Origin of the sequence: Alcanivorax sp. P2S70 (genome assembly GCF_000475295.1) — a bacterium.
Classification (GTDB): domain Bacteria; phylum Pseudomonadota; class Gammaproteobacteria; order Pseudomonadales; family Alcanivoracaceae; genus Alcanivorax; species Alcanivorax profundi.
This window is the reverse complement of sequence record NZ_AXBZ01000007.1, coordinates 1-23345: the sequence shown is the minus strand read 5'-3', so window position 1 is coordinate 23345 and position 23345 is coordinate 1. Positions and strand designations below refer to the sequence as shown.

22 protein-coding genes are annotated in these 23345 nt (G+C 58.8%); 4 read left to right on the top strand and 18 right to left on the bottom strand.

The features are described from left to right. The first annotated feature begins 68 nt into the window (after positions 1 to 68). Both Q672_RS19975 and Q672_RS19970 read left to right on the top strand, forming a co-directional pair. Entirely contained in the window at positions 69 to 1190 is a 1122-nt protein-coding gene (locus Q672_RS19975) for an aminotransferase class V-fold PLP-dependent enzyme (protein ID WP_031225928.1), read from the top strand. 35 nt (positions 1191 to 1225) lie between these two features. Continuing rightward, positions 1226 to 2065 carry a hypothetical protein gene (locus Q672_RS19970; protein WP_022984182.1) on the top strand — a complete coding sequence of 280 codons (840 nt, stop codon included), beginning with the start codon at positions 1226 to 1228 and terminating at the stop codon, positions 2063 to 2065. On the opposite strand, the gene Q672_RS19965 is transcribed toward Q672_RS19970, so the two are convergent. The 15 genes from Q672_RS19965 to Q672_RS19895 all read right to left on the bottom strand — a co-directional run bounded on the left by Q672_RS19965 (position 2030) and on the right by Q672_RS19895 (position 15886). Further along, positions 2030 to 3673, bottom strand: coding sequence for a S1 family peptidase (locus tag Q672_RS19965; RefSeq protein ID WP_022984181.1), 1644 nt, complete (start codon positions 3671 to 3673; stop codon positions 2030 to 2032). The two genes, Q672_RS19970 and Q672_RS19965, sit on opposite strands and share 36 nt — an antisense overlap. 282 nt (positions 3674 to 3955) lie before the next feature. Continuing rightward, complete coding sequence (locus Q672_RS19960) at positions 3956 to 5269, bottom strand: DNA recombination protein RmuC (RefSeq protein ID WP_022984180.1); 1314 nt, start codon at positions 5267 to 5269, stop codon at positions 3956 to 3958. After that, complete coding sequence (locus Q672_RS19955; protein ID WP_022984179.1) at positions 5266 to 6057, bottom strand: TatD family hydrolase; 792 nt, start codon at positions 6055 to 6057, stop codon at positions 5266 to 5268. Before Q672_RS19955 ends, Q672_RS19960 begins: the two co-directional genes overlap by 4 nt. A 150-nt stretch (positions 6058 to 6207) precedes the next feature. Continuing rightward, the gene (locus tag Q672_RS19950) at positions 6208 to 6555 is read right to left on the bottom strand and encodes a PilZ domain-containing protein (protein ID WP_022984178.1); all 348 of its coding nucleotides are present in this window, start codon (positions 6553 to 6555) and stop codon (positions 6208 to 6210) included. A 101-nt stretch (positions 6556 to 6656) separates the two neighbouring features. Further along, positions 6657 to 7655, bottom strand: a complete 999-nt coding sequence (locus Q672_RS19945; protein ID WP_022984177.1) for a DNA polymerase III subunit delta' — start codon at positions 7653 to 7655, stop codon at positions 6657 to 6659. Then, positions 7646 to 8272, bottom strand: coding sequence for a dTMP kinase (gene tmk / locus Q672_RS19940; RefSeq protein WP_022984176.1), 627 nt, complete (start codon positions 8270 to 8272; stop codon positions 7646 to 7648). Before tmk ends, Q672_RS19945 begins: the two co-directional genes overlap by 10 nt. Then, entirely contained in the window at positions 8269 to 9327 is a 1059-nt protein-coding gene (gene mltG / locus Q672_RS19935) for an endolytic transglycosylase MltG (protein WP_022984175.1), read from the bottom strand. The genes tmk and mltG overlap by 4 nt, the downstream gene beginning before the upstream one ends. Positions 9328 to 9401: 74 nt before the next feature. Next, positions 9402 to 10202: an aminodeoxychorismate lyase gene (gene pabC, locus Q672_RS19930; RefSeq protein WP_022984174.1), complete on the bottom strand. Its 801-nt coding sequence runs from the start codon at positions 10200 to 10202 to the stop codon at positions 9402 to 9404. After that, positions 10202 to 11440, bottom strand: coding sequence for a beta-ketoacyl-ACP synthase II (gene fabF / locus Q672_RS19925; protein WP_031225924.1), 1239 nt, complete (start codon positions 11438 to 11440; stop codon positions 10202 to 10204). Before fabF ends, pabC begins: the two co-directional genes overlap by 1 nt. Positions 11441 to 11644: 204 nt before the next feature. Beyond that, complete coding sequence (gene acpP, locus Q672_RS19920) at positions 11645 to 11878, bottom strand: acyl carrier protein (protein ID WP_022984172.1); 234 nt, start codon at positions 11876 to 11878, stop codon at positions 11645 to 11647. 195 nt (positions 11879 to 12073) lie between these two features. After that, positions 12074 to 12805: a 3-oxoacyl-ACP reductase FabG gene (gene fabG, locus Q672_RS19915; RefSeq protein WP_022984171.1), complete on the bottom strand. Its 732-nt coding sequence runs from the start codon at positions 12803 to 12805 to the stop codon at positions 12074 to 12076. An 87-nt stretch (positions 12806 to 12892) separates the two neighbouring features. After that, the gene (gene fabD / locus Q672_RS19910; protein WP_022984170.1) at positions 12893 to 13822 is read right to left on the bottom strand and encodes an ACP S-malonyltransferase; all 930 of its coding nucleotides are present in this window, start codon (positions 13820 to 13822) and stop codon (positions 12893 to 12895) included. 83 nt (positions 13823 to 13905) lie between these two features. Next, positions 13906 to 14934 (bottom strand): phosphate acyltransferase PlsX, encoded by a 1029-nt coding sequence (gene plsX, locus Q672_RS19905; RefSeq protein ID WP_022984169.1) that lies wholly within the window; start codon positions 14932 to 14934, stop codon positions 13906 to 13908. A gap of 211 nt (positions 14935 to 15145) precedes the next feature. Next, positions 15146 to 15337, bottom strand: coding sequence for a 50S ribosomal protein L32 (rpmF, locus tag Q672_RS19900; protein WP_022984168.1), 192 nt, complete (start codon positions 15335 to 15337; stop codon positions 15146 to 15148). A 33-nt stretch (positions 15338 to 15370) separates the two neighbouring features. Beyond that, positions 15371 to 15886 carry a YceD family protein gene (locus tag Q672_RS19895; protein WP_022984167.1) on the bottom strand — a complete coding sequence of 172 codons (516 nt, stop codon included), beginning with the start codon at positions 15884 to 15886 and terminating at the stop codon, positions 15371 to 15373. A 220-nt stretch (positions 15887 to 16106) separates the two neighbouring features. On the opposite strand from Q672_RS19895, the gene Q672_RS19890 reads away from it, so the two are divergent. Continuing rightward, complete coding sequence (locus Q672_RS19890; protein ID WP_022984165.1) at positions 16107 to 16703, top strand: Maf family protein; 597 nt, start codon at positions 16107 to 16109, stop codon at positions 16701 to 16703. Positions 16704 to 16822: 119 nt separating this feature from the next. On the opposite strand, the gene sppA is transcribed toward Q672_RS19890, so the two are convergent. The 3 genes from sppA to Q672_RS19875 are packed head-to-tail and all read right to left on the bottom strand — an operon-like array spanning position 16823 to position 19428. Beyond that, positions 16823 to 17800 (bottom strand): signal peptide peptidase SppA, encoded by a 978-nt coding sequence (sppA, locus tag Q672_RS19885; RefSeq protein ID WP_022984164.1) that lies wholly within the window; start codon positions 17798 to 17800, stop codon positions 16823 to 16825. Beyond that, positions 17801 to 18478, bottom strand: a complete 678-nt coding sequence (locus Q672_RS19880; protein WP_022984163.1) for an HAD-IA family hydrolase — start codon at positions 18476 to 18478, stop codon at positions 17801 to 17803. Continuing rightward, positions 18475 to 19428, bottom strand: a complete 954-nt coding sequence (locus tag Q672_RS19875) for an RluA family pseudouridine synthase (protein ID WP_022984162.1) — start codon at positions 19426 to 19428, stop codon at positions 18475 to 18477. The genes Q672_RS19880 and Q672_RS19875 overlap by 4 nt, the downstream gene beginning before the upstream one ends. Positions 19429 to 20185: 757 nt before the next feature. On the opposite strand from Q672_RS19875, the gene rne reads away from it, so the two are divergent. After that, positions 20186 to 23317: a ribonuclease E gene (gene rne, locus Q672_RS19870; RefSeq protein WP_031225921.1), complete on the top strand. Its 3132-nt coding sequence runs from the start codon at positions 20186 to 20188 to the stop codon at positions 23315 to 23317. The last annotated feature ends 28 nt before the right edge of the window (positions 23318 to 23345 follow it).

Genomic DNA, 23345 nt, shown 5'->3' with positions numbered 1-23345 from the left:
GCATAAGACAATCTGTCGCGTTAGCATGGTGTCAACGCCAGAACCGCTGCGCAAGCAAGGGAGCCAGGATGCCTTCATCAGTGCCAGATCACATGGAATTTCCCCAGCAGGATGACCTGCTCTATCTCAATCATGCGGCCGTTGCCCCCTGGCCGCAGCGCACCCGCGATGCGGTGTGCGCCTTTGCCGAGGCCAACTGCAGTCTGGGCGCCCGGGATTACCCGAAGTGGCTGGGAGTGGAACAACGGTTACGGCAGCGGCTTGCCTGGCTGATCGGCGAGGTCGATACCGATGAGATCGCCCTGCTGAAAAATACCTCCGAGGGCTTGTCGGTGATTGCCCAAGGGCTGGACTGGCAGGCCGGGGACCAGATTGTGATCAGTGATCAGGAGTTCCCGTCGAACCGCATTCCCTGGCAAGCCCTGGCCAATCAGGGGGTCCAGGTCGTTGAGGTCAATCTGGACGTCGACGACCCAGAGCAGGCCATTATTGAAGCGCTAACCCCCTCCACCCGGCTGGTGTCCCTGTCGGCGGTGCAATACGGCAGCGGTCTGTTGATGGACATGGCCCCCATTGGCAAGGCCTGCCGTGAGCGGGGCATTCTGTTCTGTGTGGATGCCATCCAGATCCTGGGCGCCCTGCCCTTTGACGCCCGCGCCTGCATGGCCGATTTTGTGGTCGCCGATGGCCATAAATGGATGCTGGGCCCGGAAGGGCTGGCACTGTTCTACTGCCGCCGGGAAGTACAGCCGAAGTTGACCCTGCGTCAGCATGGCTGGCATATGATTGCCAACCCGGGAGACTACACCCGCAAGGAGTGGAAAGTCGCCGACAACGCCAAACGCTTCGAATGCGGCAGCCCCAACATGCTGGGTGTTCATGCGCTGGAAGCCTCACTCTCGTTGCTGCAGGAAACCACCATGGACACCGTGGCAGACAGGCTGGCGGAACGTGTCCAGTACCTGATTGACGGTCTGTTGCAGCGCGGCGCCTCGCTCTTGAGCCCAGCTGCCCCCGAACGCTGCGCAGGTATCGTTACGTTCACCCTGCCCGGAGAAGATCCTGCTGCGACCTTTCAACGCCTCAAACAAGGTGGGGTGGTCTGTGCTGAACGAGGCGGCGGCGTGCGATTTTCACCACATTTCTATACGTCATATTCGGTCATCGACCGCGCTTTGGCCCTGTTGTAAGCTCCAGTGACTTTGATTGTTGGGTGGGATAGAGAATGAGTCGACAGCGCGCGGTCTACGAATGGATTTGCCGCCGTCTGCAACGGGACGAGTCCTTGGGCCACCCCAGTGCAGATCTGGAAAGCCTGCGCTCGGTAATTCGCCCCTGCGATGTGCTGCTGGTCTCTGGCCACAGCACGGTAGACCGCACCCTCAAGGTGATCGGCGATAGCCGTTACGCCCGTGCCGTACTTTACGTGGGCCGACTTCATGATGTGGCCGACCCGGCCCTTCGCGCCCTGCTCGCCGACTACACCCCCTGCGAACCGGACACCCAACTGGTAATCGATGCCCGCCTGGAACGGGGCCTGATCGTGGAACCCCTGTCAGCCCTCGAAGGGCGACAAATGCGTGTTTGTCGGGCCCAGGGGCTTAGCGACAGCGAAGCCCAGGACGTCATGCGGTATGCGATCAGCCGTATCGGGGCTGGTGGCGGGCAGTCCTGGGGCGCCCTGGGCCTGCTCGGCATGATGCCGTGGCGTTGGCTACCGCTGTTGTGGCGTACCCGCATCTACAGGCGCTGGGCCGGGGAACTGATCAAGGCACTAAGCGGCACCGTGGTCGCCGATGCCTTCAGCTTCGTCCAGTTTCCGGTCATGCCACTGGTCAAGGAAGATGGCAGCGGCGCTCGCCTTCTTCGGCTACAGCCCAGAGCCGTCACCGCGGCCGACTTCGATCACTCGCCCTACTTCGAAATCATTAAGGCTCCCTTCCAGCTGACGGAAATTCCAAAAGGGGTAGATGCGGTACCCTGGAAGGGCAATCAGGGAGCACTGGCGCCGGAACGCCAGCGTCACCTGTCACTGGTGGAACCGGCGAACGGCAACCAAAAGTAACGTGGTCAGCCATAACCAGGACACACTGCCACCACCGCCACTATCACCGCCCCCATTAGAAGCGCCTGCAGCCTGCTCACTGTCCGCCGCACGAGCCTGTGCAGGACGCGTGGAGGCAACAGTATCGCCGCCGGGATAATCACCGTTATCCGTCCAGACTTGCACTTTCATCGCGGTGTCACCCTGACCGTCCAGCAGAATTTGCCGGGACGCCAGTGATCCGGGAGCCACATCCCCAAGGCCGCATTGCACCGAAACACTGCCATAACAGCCCTCTGGTAACAGTGCGCTCCAGCCGGACGGAATGCTGAAACCGACGCGAACCCGGGAGGCCGCTACATGACTTGCCTGGTTTTTCACTTGGGCATTTACCCTCACCAGACCATCTTCTCCACGGTGCGTGGAGAGAGACAGAACAATATCCGGCTCGTCACTGAACACCACCTGAAAGGTTTCGCTGCCAAGGTTAAAATAATCGTGCGAATCACTGATCGGCCGCACCGTTACTTCTCCAGCCCAGCGCTGGTTGGAATTAAGGCTGACGCTATACTGACCGCCCTGTGCACCTGCGCTAAGAGAACTGGCACTGCGGCATTCTGTGTATTCATCACGCGAGGTACAATTAAGACCGGCAACTGACACCTGCAAACCATCGCCATGCTCAATCCGCAAGCCGACATTGCTGGCTCTGGTCTGCTGACTCACGTTATGCAATGAAGGAAACAGCGACAGACTCTGGCCAACAGGCTGGTAGGCCTCATCGGCAAGCCCCCGTGCCTCCAGATCTACCAATGCACCACTGGTCGTGCCTTCCAGCCATTCAAGATAGCTGTCTACACGAGTGTAAACAGCCGGCACGCCATTCGTCGCACAGGTTTCGTGACCATAACTGGTAATTCCCACTAGCCACATTTTGTCCCCATTGTCATAGATCAGTGGCCCGCCACTATCCCCGCGGCAACTATCCTGAACCTCCCCCCTGGGATTCATTTCCCCCGCGCAGATCTGGCGATTGCTGAGGTTACTCCACTGGCTCGCACAGTAATTGCTGCTGACATAGTCCAGCGTAACGCTCTGCAGCGTTTCTGACATGCCGTAACCACTCTGCAATGTGGAACCCCATCCCAACGCTTCCAGCGCCTCATCCGACGTGCCCTGACTCAGCGCGGACACCACAGACGGCTTGGCCAGGTCCAGAGGGGTGTACTGGCTCGCCGAAGCCAGCTTGAGCAAGGCGATATCGTTATGGAAATTGCCGGGATTGTAGTGAGGATGCACCTTCACTGCCGCAATGGCATGCACTTCCGGCGCCCGCACCGAACGATTGATTGCACCCAGGGAGACAAACAGAATGGGGGCCGCCAGGATACCGTTGTCGTTACTGACACAATGCGCCGCAGTGACAACCCATTGGGGAGCAATCAAGGTACCCCCGCATAGCGTGGCCCCCCGGGAAGAATCTCCGGAACGACTGATTTCCACTTCGGCCATCCACGGCCTGATTGTGTTTACATCCTGTCCCCCGACCACCCGGGGTTGAGCTTCCAACGCCGTAACCGTCTGACTCAGACCCATTGCCAGCAACAGAATCAACATCAAACGATACATTTCATTACCCTCAGAAAAAATTCGTAACGCGACGAATCTTAACCAAGGTTTTTAAGAAAATCGTGTGACCCAGTTCTGATATTATAATGGTGGCACAAAGGTACCAGATAGACTTGCGGCGCGACCATCATTAATGGTCACTTTATATGGTTTTTCGACGCTATTTAGCGCAAATAGCGTCATCTGGAAGTATTTTTTACTGAAAAAAGTTAATCTAAAATCAACTGCATATTGCTGTGATTTTTACATTGTATCGCTTACTTTGTCAGACAGACCCGTCAGTCATTCTGAATCATCGTCAGTTACACGCGGTAACGCACGGCGCGCCTTGGCCCCCAGATCCATCAATTGGTTGGCCTGACGTAACAGGTTCCCCCTTCCTTGAGTGAGACGATTATGGGTGGTCTCCCAGGCAGAATGCGCCTTGTTGAGCTTGTCGCCCAGGTCGCCCAGGGACTCATCCAGCAACGAGACCTGGTCGCAGATCTTGCCGGCCCGGTCGGCAATATCCAGTGCATTACGGTTCTGGTATTCATACCGCCAGATATTCTGAATGGTGCGCAGGGTAACCAGCAGTGTGGTCGGGCTCACCAACACAATATTGCGTGCGAAGGCATCGGTGTACAGGCTGGCATCCTGCTCCATGGCCACCATGAAGGCTCCCTCAATGGGGATGAACAGCAGTACGAAGTCCAGGCTGCGGATACCTTCCAGACCACTGTAGTCCTTGGCATCAAGCCCCTTGATATGGCTGCGCAGGGACGCCAGATGCTCACGCAACGCCTGCTCCCGCTCCTCGGCATCCGCGGCTGACGCCAACCGTTCGTAGGCCACCAGAGATACCTTCGCATCAATCACCACATCCTTGTCTTCCGGCAAGTGTACGATGGCATCCGGCAAGCGACGTTGACCGCTCTCATCCTTGAGGCTCACCTGGGTTTCATATTCCCGGCCCCGCGTCAGGCCTGACGACTCCAGCACCCGTTCGAGAATCATCTCGCCCCAGTTGCCCTGGGTCTTCACCTGCCCTTTCAGGGCATCGGTCAGGTTGCGGGCATCCTCGTGCATCTGTTGGTTCAGCCCCTTGAGCTGATTGAGCTGTTCCAGCAAGGTCGCCTGGGTGCGCGTCTCATCACTGTGAATCTGGTCGACCCGACGACGAAAGTCCGTGAGTTGCTCACGAAAGGGCTTGAGCAGACCGTCCAGGCCCTGTTGTTGCTGTTCGTGAAGCTGCTTGCTGCGTTGTTCAAAAATCCGCGCGGACAGGTTTTCAAATTCCTGCTTGAGCAGCTCTCTGCTTTTCTCCGCGAACACAAGTTTTTCTTCCTGCCCGGCCAGCCGCTCTTCCAGACGGGCTTTCTCTGCAGCCAGCTGCTGAGCCCGGCTTTCACTGTCCTGCAGCCGCTTGTTGGTGATCTCTATCTGCTCTCGCAACAGGGGCACCTGAGCCAACGGCTCACGCAGCTGCTCCTTTTCCTGCTGGAATTGCAGGCTCAACTGTGACTGCCGCCGGCGCTCCAGCAACCAGACCAACAAAGCCGCTATCAGGGCTGCGACCAATGCCGATGCCAGAGCAATCATTACCGTGGTATTCATCGTTGCGCCTTGCTGAAAAGAGTAAAGAAGTTATCTGCCGTCACCCGAGCCAACTCATCCACCGGGACCCCTTTAAGCTCCGCCACACACTCCGCCACCTGAGCAACAAAACGGGGTTCGTTGGGCTTGCCACGAAACGGTACCGGCGCCAGCCACGGCGAATCGGTTTCGATCAACAGGCGCTCGATCGGTAGCGCTTTCACTGTATCCCTCAAGGACTCGGCATTACGGAAGGTGACAATGCCTGAAATAGAGACGTAGAACCCCATCTCGATGGCCTGCAGGGCCATGTCCAGGTCTTCGGTGAAACAGTGCAAGACCCCTTTCACTTCACCTTGCCCGTGCTCGCGGAGCAACGCCAGCGTGTCGTCCTTGGCCCCCCGGGTATGGATGACCAGAGGCAAGCCGGTTTCGCGTGCCGCCTCGATATGGGCAATGAAGTAGCGGCGCTGCCAGTCACGCTCTTCCTTGGCGTAAAAGTAATCGAGCCCCGTTTCCCCAATGGCCACCACTTTCGGGTGTGACGCCCGCTCGACCAGCTCTTCAGCAGAAGGCTCACGGGACTCCTTGTACAAAGGGTGCACGCCGACACTGGCAAACACATGGGGATAGCGGTCCGCCAATGCCTGCACATCAGGAAAACTTTCCAGGTCGACCCCGATGCAGAGCATATGGCTGACCCCGGCCTCTTCCGTCGCGGTCATCATGGCGGAAAAGTCACCGCCGTGGGCATCCAGATTCAGTCGATCAAGGTGACAATGGGAATCCACAAAAGTGGCAGCAGACATGAACAGCTCCGGCACGATTAAGGCCCGGAATTGTAGCGTAGATCACCGCCATGCTTCACGCTCCAGGCCTGGATTGATCCCCCGGAAACAACAAGGCCGCGTTCCAACCCTGGACGCGGCCTGCCGTGGTTTTTCGTATTGCGTGTTGCGTTACATGGTATGGGTGGGCCGGTCGGATTCCAGCGAGCCGGCCAAATGGTTCTCAATAGTGACCCGGGCAGTGTCATCCTGATCCGAGAACTGCACCCCAATCCCGGCACTACGGTTGCCCTGAGCCCCCTTGGGAGTAATCCAGACGACCTTACCGGCCACCGGAATCTTGTCCGGCTCATCCATGATATTAAGCAACAGGAAAATCTCTTCGCCCAGCTTGTATTGCTTGTCGGTGGGAATAAACAAGCCACCATGGGTAATGAACGGCATATAGGCCGAATACAGCACCGCCTTGTCCTTGATGGAAAGCGACACAATGCCGCTGCGCCCGCCAGGCATTTTCATGGGAACCGCCTCTTTGCTCTGGTCATCCGTCTAACGCCACTCTTGCCACTCTGGGGTAAAGGGCCCGTCCGTACGACTTTATTATTAATTTTCAATCAAGATTAGTGGCCAGCCGGGGCAGCGTCAACGCCCACCAGTACCAGCAGCCATTGCTCGTAGAGCAAATCCTTGTTGGGGTTGGCCCCGGCCAGCAAGGCACGGCGACCTTCCAGCACCCGCTGGGCGGCGCGCATCAGGCGTGCCGCAGGCACCGCCGTCGCCAGGCGCTTCAGCAACGGTGCCAGCTCCGCATCCGCACTGTTATCGTCAGCCACGACGGATTTCAGGCCTCGGGCCAGCCAACCGTAAATCACCCCTGCCAATTCTACCGGGTCATGCTTTGCCAGCACTGGCGAAGCCTGCGCGGGCGACTGCCGCCCCTCTGCCACCATGACCAGCGCTTCCAACAACTTGCGGCGATCGGCAAACCAGTCAGCTTGCTCCAGCGCCAGCGCCTGCAGGGGGGCCCCTTGCGCAGCATCCAGCAACGATTCCGGCTCACTGACCTGCCCCTGCAACCACTCCAGTGCCTGGCCAGTGGCTGGCACCGCCAGCGGCCGCTGTTGGCAACGGCTACGGATGGTAGGCAACAACAAACTGGGTTGGTGGCTGACCAGCAGTAGCAGGGTCTGGTTACCCGGCTCTTCCAGGGTCTTCAGCAAGGCATTTTGCGCATTGCGATTAAGCGCTTCCGCCGGCTGGATGATGGCCACCCGGTAACCGCCGTATTGCGCCGTTCGGGTCGCAAAACTCACCAGCTGGCGCACCTGATCAATCTTGATGGCCTTGCTGCCATCTTCCGGGCTGAGACGGTGGTAATCGGGGTGCGTCCCGGCGGTACTGAGTTGACAGCCCTGGCAACGCCCACAGGGCAACCCGGCAGGGTTGTCGCACAGCAGCGTCTGGGCCAGTGATTCCGCCAACCGCACCTTGCCTATGCCACGAGGGCCGCTCAATAACAGGGCATGGGGCAAGCGCCCTTGCTGATGCTGATCGAGCAGCCGCTCCATCTCTCCCTGGTGCCAGGGGCAGGGAACCTGAATCGGAGCGGTTACGGCCATGCCAGCATCTCCTCAAGCAGAGGATTGAGTTGCTCTCGCACCTGTTCCAGCGGCTGTGCCGCATCCAGCACCCGAAAGCGCCCCGGCGCCTGACTGGCCCGTTGCAGGTAATGCGTACGAATTCGTTCGAAAAAGGCCACATCCTCCTGCTCGATACGGTCCAGGGCGGCGCGTTTGCCAGCCCGGCTCATACCCACCTCCACAGGCACATCAAACAGGATCGTCATGTCCGGACGGCTTTCGCCAATCACCAGCGTTTCCAGCTGGGCAATGGCCTCAGCATCCAGACCGCGACCTGCGCCCTGATAGGCCCAGGTAGCATCCACAAACCGGTCGCACAATACCCAGTCACCACGCTCAAGAGCCGGGCGAATCTTTTCCGCCAGGTGTTGGGCCCGGGCAGCAAAGACCAATAGCAGCTCGGTATGCGCTGCCATGGGCTCATCCGAGGGGTTCAGCAAGACATGGCGAATGGATTCCGCCAGCGGTGTCCCACCGGGCTCGCGGGTCAACAGCACCGTTTTGCCCGACACACGCAATTGCTCGGCCAACCATTCAAGGTTGCTGCTCTTGCCGGCTCCCTCACCGCCTTCCAGGGTGATAAAGCGTCCACTCATTGTGACGCTCCCGGGGACGAGCGATAGCCTTCACGACGACGCAGCTGGTAATCACGCACCGCTTTCTGGTGCTGAGCCAGGGTTTTGGAAAAGTAGTGACTGCCATCGCCACGGGCAACAAAGTAGAGAGATTCGGTTTTCGCCGGGTGCAAGGCAGCCACAATCGCGTCCTTGCCTGGCATGGCAATGGGCGTGGGCGGCATACCCTTGATCACATAGGTGTTGTAGGGCGTCGGTCGACGAAGGTCACTGCGACGGATATTGCCCTGATAGGACTCGCCCATGCCGTAGATCACCGTGGGATCCGTTTGCAGCCGCATGCCCTTGCGCAGACGGTTCACAAATACCCCAGCAATTTCGGCCCGCTCGCTGGGCACGCCGGTTTCCTTTTCCACGATGGAGGCCATCACCAGAGCGTCATAGGCCGTCTCGTAAGGCAGCCCTTCCTCTCGCTCCAGCCAGGCTTGTTCAAGTACAGCTTCCTGACGCTCCAGAGCCCGCTTGAGCACGGTCAGGTCTGAGGTACCACGGGTATAGAAATAGGTTTCCGGCGCAAACCAGCCTTCCGGATGGCGATCCGGATAACCCAACCGGGCCATCACCTCCTGATCCGATAATCCCTCAAGGGTTTGTGTCAGGGTATCTTCCGTCTCAAGACGGGCACGCAGCTCACGAAAATTCCAGCCCTCAACCAACGTCAGGCTTCGCTGCATGACTTCACCACGATCCATTTTCTCGAGCAGGGCCAGCAACGAATCGCCAGGATTCAGCTGGTACTCCCCCACGTGCAAACGCGAGTCCATGCCGGTAAAGCTGCTATACAGACGGGCGCCCAGACGACGAAACTCAGCCTCCTGAGCAGCACCAAGAATCCCCTCGCCTTTCAGCTTCCAGAGCACACGGCTGAGCCCCTCACCGGGCTCAACGCCTACCACACGGGGCTCGTCAACAGGCAGAGGGCGATGGAGATAACTGCTGACCCAGGCCCCGGCCAGAGGAACAGCGACTACCAGCAGGACTACCAGTAGTCCGAAAATTCGAATTTTTTTACGCATAGCGAAATTGTAGGGCCTGTGAGAAGGAAAGCCAGCAAGATTGTATTGGCTGACTGAAAGGCGCACCACGGGAGTTATTGATGGAAAAGTTGTTCCGCCTGCGCCTGTAATGCGGCCAGCTCGGCCGTCACCGGCCAGTGCCACTGCGCCAGTTTACGCACCGGCAGCACGCCGACAACACTGTTGCACAAAAACAGCGCTTCAGCGTGACGGAGCTGTGACAGCGGCCGCAGATCAGAGCAGACACGCATGCCCTGGGCAACCAGTTTTTCCTGGAGCACATCCCGCATGACCCCGGCGACCCCTGCACCGGCCCTCGCCAGATCCGGTGTCCACCAGTGATCCTCAAAACGGACAAACAGATTCATGCTGGTGGCTTCCAGCGGTTGCTGACGCGGGGATAGCAACAAGCCTTCATCCCACCCGTAACGGGCGACCTCCCGGCGCGCCTGCACCTGGGGCAGGCGGTTAAGATGCTTGTAGCCTGCCAGCAGATCAGGATGAAGAACCGTCTGGCACACGCCAAGCTCAATGCCTTGCTCTCGCTGGACCCTGGACCACTGCGGAAGCTCACCGTGTTGCACAAAAAGGGTCGGGGTAACGCGCGATGGCGGCAGGTAACCCCGCCCACCCACACCGCGAGTGACCGTCAGCTTGACCACTCCCTCGCGCCCTGCCAGCGCTCCGATCGCGGGCGCCATGGCGATCTGGAGACAGGCCGGGTCCGGGGCCGGGATGCCCAGGGCCTGCAAACCCGCCTGCAGGCGGGCCAGATGACGAGGCCATAACGGGGCCTTGCCGGCCGCGGTGATGCGCAGGGTTTCGAAAACCCCATCGCCATAGGCAAGGCCACGATCACGCGGGTCCAGGCGCATTACACCTTCTTGAACAGCAGGGTGCCGTTGGTGCCACCAAAACCGAAGGAATTGGACATGGCATAGTCGATGTTGCGCTGTTGCGCTTCATTGGCGACCAGATTGAGATCGCAGCCTTCATCCGGATTCTGCAGGTTGATGGTTGGCGGTGCCACAGAGTCGCGCATGGCCAGAATAGAGAAAATCGCTTCGATCGCCCCCGCCGCCCCCAGCAGATGTCCGACCATGGACTTGGTAGAACTTACCGCCAGCTTATAGGCATGATCTCCGAACAGGGTCTTGATGGCCGCCACTTCAGCCAGATCGCCCATCTGCGTGGAAGTGCCGTGGGCATTGATATAATCCACCTGATCAGGGCTGATACCGGCATTGCGAAGCGCATTACGCATGGCCTGCATGGCACCCGCGCCCCCTTCAGCTGGCGCGGTGATGTGGTAGGCATCATCGCTCATGCCATACCCCACCAGCTCAGCATAAATGGTCGCTCCACGGGCCTTGGCGTGCTCATATTCCTCCAGCACAACAGCACCCGCGCCATCCGCGAGCACAAAGCCATCACGGTCCTTGTCCCAGGGACGGCTAGCGGCTTGTGGATCATCGTTACGGGTAGACAGCGCCCGAGCCGCTGCAAAACCTCCAAGCCCCAAAGGAGTTGAGCCTTTCTCCGCCCCACCGGCCACCATCACGTCGGCCTGGTTCAGCTGAATTTGCTGGGCAGCAAATCCGATATTGTGGGTACCAGTCGTACAGGCTGTCACGGTGGCAAAGTTCGGACCTTTCATGCCGTACATGATGGCCAGATTACCCGCAATCATGTTGATGATGGTTCCTGGCACGAAGAACGGTGTCAGCTTGCGAGGGCCACTATTGAGCATTTTGATATGGTTTTCTTCGATGTTGGTCAGGCCGCCAATGCCTGAGCCGAAGGCCGCACCTACCCGTTCAGCATCTTCCTTTTCCATATCCAGCCCGGCATCACGTACCGCCTGAATCGCCGCGACCAACCCATACTGGATAAAAACATCCATCTTGCGGGCATCTTTTGCCGGGAGGTAATCAGTAATATCAAATTCCGGCACCAGCCCAGCGAAACGGGTAGAAAACGGCTCCGTATCAAAATGCTCAATGGGTCGGATCCCGCTTTTTCCTGCCTTGATACCATCCCAGGTAGAAGCCACATCCGTGCCCAGTGGGGTCAGCATGCCAAGCCCAGTGATTACAACTCGCCGTGTTGTCACCCGAATTCCTCCAGTTCTTCAAATTTGGAGCATTAAACGCTGCCATTGCGACAAGATTACTACAATCGTCGCTTTGGCAGGCCGCCATTATGTAAGCGGTTATCTCCTTAATGCGCCGGCAGCTTTGGCTACCGAAAGACGCGCACAAAAAAACCGCAAGCTCACTGAACCTGCGGTTTTTTTGTCGTGCTCAGCAACTGAATATCAGCTGTGGGCTTTGATGTAGTCGACTGCGGACTGAACGGTGCTGATTTTCTCAGCTTCTTCATCCGGAATCTCGGTCTCGAATTCTTCTTCGAGAGCCATAACCAGCTCAACGGTGTCCAGGGAGTCGGCACCCAGATCTTCAACGAAGGACGCTTCTGGCTTTACGTCTTCCGGCTTAACACCCAGTTGTTCTACGATGATTTTGTTTACGCGTTCTTCGATGCTGCTCATGATCCTTTAACTCTCCTGATTGATGGTGTGCTAGCACCTGTCAGCGGCTATTCTAGGTGAACGCAGTTTGCGCTTGCAAGCGAACAGGCCCGGTGCATTTCCTTCAAGTTTTTCCAAATATTTTTTTCTGTAAAAACAGTCAATTAGACCGCTTACACAGAAACACTTGCGTGCCCCACTTCGGGGCCCGGAGTCTTAACCGGTAAACATGCCGCCATTGACATGCACGGTAGTACCGGTCACATACCCACCGCCATCGCTGGCCAACCAGGCCACTGCGCTGGCAATTTCTTCCGGCTGTCCAAGGCGCCCCAGCGGGATGCCGGACAGCAGGGATTCTTTCTGCGCGTCTGCCAGGCCATCGGTCATATCCGTCTGGATAAAGCCTGGCGCCACGGAGTTTACCGTGATGTTACGGGAACCCAGCTCACGGGCCAATGCACGGGTAAACCCTTCTACCCCGCCCTTGGCAGCCGCATAGTTTGCCTGACCGGCATTCCCCATGGTGCCAACGACTGAACTGATATTGATGATCCGGCCCCAGCGCGCCTTGGTCATGCCTTTCAGGCATGCCTTGCTGACACGGTAGAGGGAATTCAGGTTGGTATTGATCACATCTTCCCATTCATCATCCTTCATGCGAAGCATGATGTTGTCACGGGTGATGCCAGCATTGTTCACCAGTACCAGCGGCGCGCCGAATTCCTCGGTGATGGCTTTCAGCGTGCTCTCAACGGACGCTTTATCGGCCACGTTCAACACCTTGCCAGCACCGTTTGCAGCCAACGCCTCACCGATTGCAGTGGCGCCACCTTCAGAGGTCGCCGTGCCTACCACAAAGAAACCATCGGCAATCAGCTGGTTGGCAATAGCACGGCCAATGCCACGGCTGGCACCGGTGACCAGGGCCACTTTCTTGTCTGTCATCCTTTATCCCCTTGTTCTGTATTGGTCTGAGGTCCGTGCCATCCGCAGGCTGCCGGGCAATCCTGCCCGGCACACATGACAGCCGGGTTACTGTCCGGTCAACGCCGCCTCGAAGGCATCCGCGGTTTCCAGCGCACAGGAAGCCACATCACGATCAATACGCTTGATCAGGCCGCCAAGCACCTTGCCCGGACCACATTCATACACCCGGATCACACCCTGTTCCTTGAGCGCCTGTACGGTTTCCACCCAGCGCACCGGCGAATAGAGTTGGCGAATCAAGGCATCGCGAATCTGTGCAGGATCAGTTTCCACCGCCACATCCACGTTATTGATCACCGGCATTTCCGCCGCATGGAAGTTGGTGTTGTTCAGGGTCTCGGCAAGCTTCTCGGCGGCAGGTTTCATCAGCGCACAGTGCGACGGCACACTGACCGGCAGCGGCATGGCACGCTTGGCACCCGCTTCCTTACAGGCAGCAATGGCACGCTCAACCGCCTCGGCGGACCCGGCAATCACTACCTGGCCGGGGGCGTTAAAGTTCACCGCCTCGACCACATCGCCGTTAGCCGCTTGCTCACAGGCGGCCCGCACCTGGTCATCATCCAGACCCAGCACCGCAGCCATCTTGCCCTGGCCTTCCGCCACCGCTTCCTGCATCAGCTGACCCCGGGTGCGAACCAGGCGCACCGCATCGCCCAGATTGATCACCCCGGCACAGCTCAAAGCGGTGTATTCGCCCAAACTGTGGCCAGCCAGAAACTGCGGGCGCGGCCCACCGCTCTGCTCCCACAGCCGCCACAGGGCAACACCTGCCGTGAGCAACAGTGGCTGGGTATTTTCGGTCTGATTCAGCGCTTCTTTCGGGCCATCCTGACACAAGGCCCAGAGGTCCAGATCCAGCGCACCGGACGCTTCCGCAAACGTCTGCTTTACCGCGGGTCGATCCGCGAAATCGGACAGCATACCCAGTGCCTGGGAGCCCTGACCGGGAAAGATGAAAGCCGTCTTGGACATTGGTTATCCCCTTGAATTCGGCGGCAGTATGCCCGGTTTCGTCGGTGCTGTCCGGGCCACGCTGCAACAAAGTATGAATGAAATCAGTGGTCTTGCCCGGCCGTAGCGGCGGGCGCAAGGGCATCGCTGATCAGCGCCGGCACATTGCGGCGTGCTTCCACTTCAGCCACCTCCAGCGCACTGAGAAACCCCTGCTCGGAGGTACCACCGTGGCTTTTCACGACGATACCGCGCAGCCCTACCAGGCTGGCCCCGTTATAGCGATCCGGGTCCATGCGTTTTTTGAGGCCGCTGAGTACCGGCAAGGCGAGCAATCCACTCAGCTTGCGCAACCAGGAATGGCCAATTTCCTCGCGGATCATGTTGCCAATCATCTTGGCCACGCCTTCCATGGTCTTGAGGGACACATTACCCACGAAACCATCGCAGACCACCACATCGGCCTCACCGGCGAAGATGCCGTTCCCTTCGACAAACCCCACGTAGTTCATGTCCGGGGCAGCTTTCAACAGGGCGGCGGCTTCCTTGATCTGCTCGTTGCCCTTGATGTCTTCCTCGCCAATGTTCAGCAATGCGACGCTGGGCTGGCTGACGCCATCCACCGCCCGCACCAGCGCCTGCCCCATCAAGGCAAACTGCATCAGATGCTCCGGCTCGGAATCCACATTGGCGCCCAGATCCAGCATATGGCAATGGCCTGTGGCGGTAGGAATGGCAGTACAGATCGCCGGGCGGTCCACGCCGGGCAAGGTCTTTAGAACAAAACGACTGACCGCCATCAGGGCGCCGGTGTTGCCGGCACTGACCGCCGCCTGGGCTCGTCCTTCCTTGACCATATTGATGGCGACCCGCATAGAGGAATCTTTCTTCTGGCGCAAGGCCACCGCCACGGGATCATCCATAGCCACCACTTCCGTAGCAGGCTGGATCTCCAGGCGGACATGGCCAGACAATCCCGCCTTTTGCACCGCTTCAGCCAGCGGCTCAGCCTGCCCCACCAGGATGATATTGAGATGAGCATGGCGGGAAAGCATTTTCGCCACGGCGGGAACAGTCACGGACAAACCATGATCGCCCCCCATGGCATCCACCGCCAACGTCACAACCGACATGGGCTGCTTCCTTTATAAGATATTCGTTCAAATAGCCCGGCCTTGCGGCCAGTTATCAAGGCCGCCATTCTGACAAAAAAGCGGCCGGGAAACAGGCTTGCTTGTATCCGCTTACAAAAAATCCTCCCGAAGGAGGATTTTGTGGGCACCGTGACAGGCACCTGCGGCCAATAACAAAACGGGAGCCTTAGCCCCCGTTCTGTACTACCACTTATTCTTCGTCGTCGGTCTCAACCTGACGAATCACCTGACGGCCACGGTACATGCCATCCGGAGAGATGTGGTGACGACGATGCACTTCACCAGTGTTGGTGTCTTCAGTCAGCGCAGAAGAGGTCAGCGCATCGTGAGAGCGGCGCATGCCGCGCTTGGAACGGGTTTTACGGTTCTGTTGAACAGCCATTTCGAGCTCCTCGGGCGTTGAATCAGCCTGAATTTACTTGCCTTGACCTTTAAGCTTGGCCAGCACGGCAAAAGGATTATCCGCGTTTTCCTGTTTCTCAGGTTTGCCGCTGTCTTGCGGCAAAGCTGTCGGGCAAGGGTCATGCAGTGCCACCAACGGCATGGCCAGCAACAGTTCTTCCTCGAGCAGGTCGGTGAGAACCATGGGTTCTTCGCCAACCAGCCAGGGATCAAGTCGCTCCGGCAGTGCCTTGGCCTGATCCTCGCTCCACACCAGTGCCACATTGATATTGGCCTTGATGTCGCAAGTCACCGGCTCCAGGCAGCGCTGACATGGCAGCACCAGTATCGTGCTGACCTCGCCCTCAATACGCCGATGCCCCTCTTCATCACGGCCGAATGCCAGCGAAAGATTCACCGGCTGGTCAAGACTGTCGTGGTAATCCTGCAGGCGAGGCAGGTCCGCAACGGTGAGTTGACCTTCAACAATGCGACCCTGGTCCGCGTATTTGCGGGGATCGAGGAACTGTGGCAGTTGCCCTGAAAACATAAGCGCGCAATTCTAGGGCCGAGAGGCCCGCCTGTCAAAGTTAATCTCGGAAGCTAACCAATTGAACTAAAAAGACTTTTTCCAAAACGGGAAAAAGTCAGCGAGCAAAAAGCACATTTTTTGCCCGTCAGCGGGGATTTTACCCCAAATCCCCTGCCGCAAACCTTCTTCCCGCAGCAGAAAATCACTACACTCGTGCCCGCCAGAAGTGGAGATCCCCATGACAGACACCCCTACCCTGCTACTCGCCTCCTCCTCGCCATTCCGCCGTGAGCTACTGGGCAAGCTGCAGCTGGATTTTATTCACCAAAGTCCAGACATCGACGAAAGTCGTCTACCGGGCGAAAGCCCCACCGAGCTGGTGATGCGGCTGGCGAAAGAAAAAGCCGCCGCTTTGGCCGCGCAACACCCGGACACCCTGATTATCGGTTCGGATCAGGTGGCGGTCCTGGGCGAGCAGGTGCTGGGCAAACCTGGCACCGAAGAAAAAGCTGTTGAGCAACTGACAGCCGCCAGCGGGAAGCGGGTAACCTTTCTAACCGGGTTATGCCTGCTCAATACCGCCACCGGGCGCACCCAGGTCGCCTGTGAGCCCTTCAATGTACAATTTCGTACCCTGAAACCCGAGCAGATCACCCGTTATGTGGCGCTGGAACAACCGCTCAACTGCGCCGGCAGCTTCAAGTCAGAAGGGCTGGGGATTGTGCTGTTCAAGGCACTGGAGGGGCGCGACCCCAACAGCCTGATCGGGCTGCCCTTGATTACCTTGACGGAATTTCTGGCGGCGGAAGGAGTTCAACTGCCACCTGAGCTGTGAGCTGTGAGCTTGCAGAATGGTGATCTGACCAGACTAAAACGCCCCCTTACAAAGCAAAAACCCGGCACCCCGGATTTTTGCTTTTCCTCGTAGCTGAAGGCTCCCAGCTCACGGGTGCCTCAGCGAATGCTCGGCACGGTAGCACCTAAACCCAGCCGACTTCCCAGCCCTTCTCCGACAGAGACACCGAACTGACGCATGAACTCCTCAAAAGGAGAACGGCTGGCACTGTAGTTTACAGCTTCTTCCAGCCCCACTATGTCCCGAGCGACCTGACCAGGGCTCTTGAGACCGTCCACCAGCCCCATTTTTTGCGCCCGCTCACCCGTCCAGAACAATCCGGAGAACATTTCCGGATAATCATCCACTTTCAGGCGGTCGCCACGACCGTTCTTGACCGCAGTAATGAACTGCTGGTGAATCTCGTCAAGCATGGCTTTCATGTGCTGTCGATCACGGGGTTTAACCGGCGAAAAGGGATCCATGATCGCCTTGTTTTCTCCGGCGGTCAGCACCCGGCGCTCCACCCCCAGCTTCTCTGCCGCTTCCTGTAGACCAAAACCGGCCATGATCACACCAATGGAGCCAACAATACTGGCTGGGTCGGCATAAATCTCGTCCGCCGCAGACGCAATGTAGTAGGCGCCGGACGCCCCCACATCCGTGATAGCCGCATACAACTTCTTGTCAGGGTACTCACCGCGCAAACGCTTGATGGCGTTATAGACCTGATTGGACTGTACGGGGGAGCCGCCCGGGCTATTGATCTTGAGCACCACCGCCTTGCTGTTGTCTGCCTCAAAGGCCCGGGTCAGGCCACTGACAATCAGATCAGCGCTGGCATCCTGATCCGGGGCAATCACTCCGGACACCTCAACAATGGCAACATGCTCCTCGGCCACCACCATGGTGTTGCCGGTCTTGCCCGGCAGCACCATCACCAGCACCGCAAACAGATACACAAAGGTCAGTGCCTTGAAGAAGATGCCCCAGCGTCGGGATTTCCGGTGCTCGTCCTGCGCCTGGCCGAGCAGCTTTTCGATCAGTTTCCACTCACGCTCATTGGCAGGACGCTGCGGGGCGTTATCGTTTTCCATTTATACCGTCTCCGTGACCAGTTCATTCGCCGCCAAACCCACCAGCGGCAACAAGTCGTTCAATCTATCAATCACCGCCAGCGGCTCACAAGGCAACAGCCTGTCCAGCGGATGAGCGCCATAACTGACCGCTATTCGGTCAACGCCGGCATTGCGGGCCATGTCGAGATCAAAAGAGGTATCCCCGACAACCACCGCCCGTTCAGGCGCAACTGCCAGCTCGTCCAGCAGCTCCAGCACCATATGGGGCTGCGGTTTCGAGCCGCTTTCATCGGCACAGCGTGAGGCATGAAAGTAGCGGTCCAAGCCGGTATTGCCCCACACCCGCTGCAAGCCTTTACGACTCTTGCCAGTGGCGACGGCCAGTTTCAGCCTCTGGCCGCGTAGCTGGGTCAACACCTCTTCCGCGCCGGGATACAGAGCGCTGGGCGTCGACTCGGCCTCAATAAAGTGAAAGGCATAACGGTCTCGCATCTGCTCTACGCCGGCCGTATCCAGCACCGGATACAAGCTGGAGATCGCCTCTGGCAAACCCAACCCGATAATGCCGCACACCTGATCGTCAGCCAGCGCCGGCAGCGCCAGGTCCCGGGCCGCCGCATGCATGCAACTGACAATCCGGCCGGTAGAGTCCATTACTGTCCCATCCCAGTCGAAAATCACCAGATCGTATTTCATTGATTCCCCCGCAATGCAGCCAGGATAGCCTCAAAGTCCTCATCCAGCGGCGCCGTGATACTCAGGGTCTTTCCGGTGTCCGGGTGCGGAAACACCAGCGTTCGGGCATGCAGACACAAACGCTTGTGCCCCAAGGCATCCAGCAGTTGGGCGCCCTTGTCGATACCGTATTTGTCGTCCCCCAGCAGCGGGAAGCCGCCGAACTGGCTATGCACCCGAATCTGGTGGGTACGACCCGTCTCCAGAGTCGCCTCGACCAACTGGGCGTCTTTGAGCCGCTCAATCATGCGAAAATGCGTCACCGACGGTTTTCCCTCACGAGACACCCGCACGATACGTTCATTGCCATTCTGCATCTTCAGCAGGGGCGCCTCGATCGTTCGTTCCCTGCCCTTGTAACCCTGACAGATCAGCCAGTAGCGCTTTTCCACCTTCCCGGCCTGCATCAGCCGTTGCAGTTTACGCAAGAAAGAACGGCGTCTGGCCACCATTATCAGGCCGCTGGTATCGCGGTCCAGCCGGTGGACCAGCTCAAGCTCCTTCTCTTCGGGGTAGATCACCCGTAGCGCCTCAATCAAGCCCAGGCTGACCCCGCTACCCCCATGCACGGCCAAACCTGCCGGCTTGTTGAAGATAAACAAATGAGGATCTTCATGGACACAGGCCCGTGACAAGCGCTCGGTCAGGCCGTCACTAACCTTGGGCGGAGCATCGGATTCACTGGTACGAATCGGCGGAATACGCACTACATCCCCAGTGGCCAACCGGGTCGTCTGCTTGGCACGCCCCTTGTTCACCCTCACCTCACCGGAGCGAATAATCCGGTAGATACGGGATTTGGGCACCCCTTTCAGGTGGGTGAACAAGAAATTATCAAGGCGCTGTCCGTGCCGGCCATCGTCGATGGTCACAAAGCTGACACGGTTCGCTGCGGGGGTATCGTCTGACATGGCGGCGATTCTATAGAAAGCCGCATATAGTGAATAGTTAACAGTGAGCAGTTAATAGCTAAAACAAATAAAGACAAAGCCAAGCATAGCCCAACAGCCCTCTGACGCGGGCACAGCCAGTCAGAACCTGCTCCACCACCCGAGACTATTCACTATTCACTGTTCACTGCCACAACCGATTGATCCCCCTAGCCTTTTGTTGCTATAGTCAAGCGTCGACCTGAATAGAAGGCAACGGCGACGCGCAGCGAACATTCGCCGTGTGGCCCGCTCCGGCACAGCCGCGAACGACATGGGCCCCGCCCGATCAGGTCTGGCAAAGCGTTACCACCCGCCACTGTCCCCACAAGGTAAACAGTGCCGGGCACAACGCTGCAGAGTAACCCATTTAAAACAGCGTCCAAGGTATGGACCCTGAACATTAACAATGGTGGCCTGCAGCGCCGGTCAAATGACCTGGAAAACAGACAGACAAGAGTTTACATATTGTTGTGCTGCCCGGGAGTGAGATACCACCTCGAGGCCACGGCAATCGCGTAGAAGTAAAACCGCCTGGCCACACTGCCAGTGACCGTTACGCACTAAACATTGCCAATAACTCGGAGAGACGCTGACTCAGGCACACTGATCACCCAGGAAAGCGAAGATCCACGCCCTGCGTGCGCCCTGCCCGTGACTTGCCTGCAGCCCTCCCCCTGGTCTGCTACCGGTTTGCCCCCGGCCCTGCCCAGTGCCACCACTAACGTGTGGTAGCACCATGAAACGTATGCTAATCAACGCCACTCACCCTGAAGAGGTACGGGTGGCACTGGTCGATGGCCAACGGCTGTATGACCTGGATATCGAACACCGGACTCGGGTTCAGAAAAAAGCCAACATCTACAAAGGCAAAATCACCCGGGTAGAACCCTCTCTCGAAGCGGCCTTTGTGGACTTCGGCGCCGAGCGACACGGTTTTCTGCCTCTCAAGGAAATCTCCCGCCAGTACTTCCAGAAAGACCCCAAAGACATTCAGGGTCGCATCAACATCAAGGAAGTCATCAAGGAAGGCCAGGAAGTCATTGTCCAGGTCTCCAAGGAAGAGCGCGGCAACAAGGGCGCAGCCCTTACCACCTTTATCAGCCTGGCCGGCCGCTATCTGGTGCTGATGCCCAACAACCCCCGTGCTGGCGGCATTTCCCGCCGTATTGAGGGCGAAGAGCGGGCTCAACTCAAGGAGGCCCTGGGCGCCCTGACCATCCCCGATGAAATGGGTGTCATCGTGCGCACTGCTGGCCTGGGCCGCAGCGCCGAGGAACTCCAGTGGGATCTTAACTACCTGCTCAAGCTGTGGAGCTCCATTGATTCCGCGGCAGAAGAACGCAAGGCGCCCTTCCTGATCTATCAGGAATCCAATGTCATCATCCGCGCCATTCGCGACTACCTGCGCAAGGACATCGGCGAAGTGCTGATTGACTCCGAGAAGGTATTCGCCGAGGCCCAGGGCTTCGTGCAACAGGTGATGCAGGACTTCCAGCACAAGATCAAGCTGTACAACGAAGAAACCCCGTTGTTTTCCCGCTTCCAGATCGAATCCCAGATCGAGACCGCCTTTGAGCGGGAAGTGAAGCTGCCCTCCGGTGGCTCCATCGTCATCGATCCCACCGAGGCACTGGTATCCATCGACATCAACTCCTCCCGCGCCACCAAAGGGGCGGATATCGAGGAAACCGCCCTGCAGACCAACCTGGAAGCCGCGGAAGAAATCGCCCGCCAGCTGCGTCTGCGCGATATCGGTGGCCTGATCGTGGTGGACTTCATCGACATGGGGCCGTCGCGCAACCAGCGCGACGTGGAAAACCGCATGCGCGATGCACTGGAAGCCGACCGCGCCCGCATCCAGCTTGGCCGCATCTCCCGCTTTGGCCTGCTCGAGTTGTCACGCCAGCGTCTGCGTCCGAGTCTGGGGGAGACCTCCAGCATCGTGTGCCCCCGTTGTGATGGACAGGGCCACATCCGTGATGTGAAATCCCTTGCCCTGAGCATCCTGCGCCTCATCGAAGAAGAAGTGATGAAAGAGCGCACCGGTGAAATCCAGGCCCAAGTACCTGTCGCCGTGGCTACTTACCTGCTCAACGAGAAGCGCGAACCGCTCCGCGCCATCGAGCAGGCCCACAAGGTACGGGTGGTGATTATCCCCAACCCGAACCTGGAAACCCCGCATTTCGAGGTAGAACGCATCCGTGACGATCAGGTCGTCACCCAGCTGAGCCATGAAATGGACCTGCTGGAAAACAATAACGACGGTGAAGTGCCCAATGCCCAGGACGCCACCGCCAAGCCGCCGCAGGAGCCTGCGGTCAAATTGATGGCACCGGATACTGCCCCGCCGCCACCGAAGCCCGCGGCCCCGGCCCCGGCCCCCTCTGCCAATGTGCAGAACCTTGGGCTGCTGGCACGTTTCTTCACCTGGCTGGCGCAGGTCTTCACTGCCGAGCCCAAGCCGGAGAAAAAGCCCAAGAGCAGCAAGCCCCAGCAAAAGGGCAACAAGGGCCAGCAAAACAACCGTAACCGGGGTGGCAACACCCGTAACCGCAACGACAACCGCGGCGGCCGCAATGACAACCGCAATCGCCAGGATGATGGCGGCAAGGGCGGCAACCGTGGCAACAAAAGCGGTGACGACAGCGGTAACCGCAACAACCGTGGCCGCAACAACAAGCAGCAGGACAAGGACGACAACCGAAAGGACAATCGTCAGTCCGACAACAAACGCAACGCCGCGGACAACCGTAACAACGAGAACGGTAACGACAACAACGGTGGCAACAACGAGCGCCGTAGCCGCAATCGCAGCAGTAACCGCAATAACGACAACCGCGGCGACAAGGGCGGCAACAACAAAGCCGAAGGCAATAAGCCACGTAACCGCAACAAGCAGCAGGACAGCGGCAAATCCGAAGGCAATAACGACAAGGGCCCCAAGGCACCGCGTCGCAACGAAGCCAAGGATGACCGCCCCCTGCGCGAACGTCAGCGTCCGGCCAAAAAAGGCGCGGCCCCCGCGAGTGATGCCGCGGCCGCCGAGCAGGCAAACGACAGCGCCGTAGCCAGCAAAGCCGCGCCGCGCCCGGAGCAAAAGCAGCCCCCCCGTGCGCAGGCCGAGGACACGGCTGCACCGGCTGAAGGGCACCCGCCTGCCAAGCTGGTTCCCGAGCAGGAACCCGCGAGCAACCCGCAACAGACGCCTGCTGCCGCCAAGGAGGCTGCTGAGACTGCGCAGAAACCCGCCCCGGCCAAACCGGAGCAGGCTCCTGTCGCCAAACCCCAGGCTCCGGCGGCTGACGCCAAGGCAGAGCAGGCTCCGAAGGCTGCCCCCGCGCAACAGCAACAGCCCGAGACAACGGCAGAACCCGCCAAACCTGCCGCGCCCAAGGCTGACGCTACCGCCACCAAGCCGTCCTCTGAAGCGGCACCGTCTGACGCACCGAAGCCTGCCGATGCGCCAGCGCCTCAGGCACCACAAAGCGAGAACCGTGAAACCCCGGCGGCTTCCCCGAAAGCCGAGGAATCTACGCCGGCAAATGAGGCAAGCGGTGTAAAGGCTGAGAAGACGGAAAAGGTGCGTGCCAGCAACGATCCACGCTCGCCGGACTACAAGCCCAGCCAGCACACTCCCCGTCCACGGGCGGAGAAGCCCAAGCCGGCTCCTACCGGCAATGAGCTTCCCAGCCGTGCAGTGGAAGTGAAGCCGGTGGCCGCAGAAACCAAACCGGCTGCCGCCGAGCAAGGCATGGCTTCCAACGACCCGCGCGCGCGCCGTCGTCAGCAACAGGCCGAAGCCGCCGCCAAGGCCGAAGCCGATGCGAATAACAGCGGCAACAAGGAGAGCACCCCATCAGATTCCTGAGGGTGATCGCCTGAAACAACAACGCCCC

What these genes read in the sequence shown, in the direction of transcription:
- Q672_RS19955 (WP_022984179.1), bottom strand. Translation starts at nt 6,057, where the DNA reads ATGTCTGCTGCCACTTTTGTGGATTCCCATTGTCACCTTGATCGACTG.
- sppA (WP_022984164.1), bottom strand. Translation starts at nt 17,800, where the DNA reads ATGGAAAACGATAACGCCCCGCAGCGTCCTGCCAATGAGCGTGAGTGG.
- acpP (WP_022984172.1), bottom strand. Translation starts at nt 11,878, where the DNA reads ATGAGCAGCATCGAAGAACGCGTAAACAAAATCATCGTAGAACAACTG.
- Q672_RS19950 (WP_022984178.1), bottom strand. Translation starts at nt 6,555, where the DNA reads ATGAAAATGCCTGGCGGGCGCAGCGGCATTGTGTCGCTTTCCATCAAG.
- fabD (WP_022984170.1), bottom strand. Translation starts at nt 13,822, where the DNA reads ATGTCCAAGACGGCTTTCATCTTTCCCGGTCAGGGCTCCCAGGCACTG.
- pabC (WP_022984174.1), bottom strand. Translation starts at nt 10,202, where the DNA reads ATGCGCCTGGACCCGCGTGATCGTGGCCTTGCCTATGGCGATGGGGTT.
- Q672_RS19890 (WP_022984165.1), top strand. Translation starts at nt 16,107, where the DNA reads ATGACAGACACCCCTACCCTGCTACTCGCCTCCTCCTCGCCATTCCGC.
- tmk (WP_022984176.1), bottom strand. Translation starts at nt 8,272, where the DNA reads ATGAGTGGACGCTTTATCACCCTGGAAGGCGGTGAGGGAGCCGGCAAG.
- Q672_RS19975 (WP_031225928.1), top strand. Translation starts at nt 69, where the DNA reads ATGCCTTCATCAGTGCCAGATCACATGGAATTTCCCCAGCAGGATGAC.
- plsX (WP_022984169.1), bottom strand. Translation starts at nt 14,934, where the DNA reads ATGTCGGTTGTGACGTTGGCGGTGGATGCCATGGGGGGCGATCATGGT.
- Q672_RS19960 (WP_022984180.1), bottom strand. Translation starts at nt 5,269, where the DNA reads ATGAATACCACGGTAATGATTGCTCTGGCATCGGCATTGGTCGCAGCC.
- Q672_RS19945 (WP_022984177.1), bottom strand. Translation starts at nt 7,655, where the DNA reads ATGGCCGTAACCGCTCCGATTCAGGTTCCCTGCCCCTGGCACCAGGGA.
- rpmF (WP_022984168.1), bottom strand. Translation starts at nt 15,337, where the DNA reads ATGGCTGTTCAACAGAACCGTAAAACCCGTTCCAAGCGCGGCATGCGC.
- Q672_RS19895 (WP_022984167.1), bottom strand. Translation starts at nt 15,886, where the DNA reads ATGTTTTCAGGGCAACTGCCACAGTTCCTCGATCCCCGCAAATACGCG.
- Q672_RS19965 (WP_022984181.1), bottom strand. Translation starts at nt 3,673, where the DNA reads ATGTATCGTTTGATGTTGATTCTGTTGCTGGCAATGGGTCTGAGTCAG.
- Q672_RS19875 (WP_022984162.1), bottom strand. Translation starts at nt 19,428, where the DNA reads ATGTCAGACGATACCCCCGCAGCGAACCGTGTCAGCTTTGTGACCATC.
- Q672_RS19880 (WP_022984163.1), bottom strand. Translation starts at nt 18,478, where the DNA reads ATGAAATACGATCTGGTGATTTTCGACTGGGATGGGACAGTAATGGAC.
- rne (WP_031225921.1), top strand. Translation starts at nt 20,186, where the DNA reads ATGAAACGTATGCTAATCAACGCCACTCACCCTGAAGAGGTACGGGTG.
- fabG (WP_022984171.1), bottom strand. Translation starts at nt 12,805, where the DNA reads ATGACAGACAAGAAAGTGGCCCTGGTCACCGGTGCCAGCCGTGGCATT.
- Q672_RS19970 (WP_022984182.1), top strand. Translation starts at nt 1,226, where the DNA reads ATGAGTCGACAGCGCGCGGTCTACGAATGGATTTGCCGCCGTCTGCAA.
- mltG (WP_022984175.1), bottom strand. Translation starts at nt 9,327, where the DNA reads ATGCGTAAAAAAATTCGAATTTTCGGACTACTGGTAGTCCTGCTGGTA.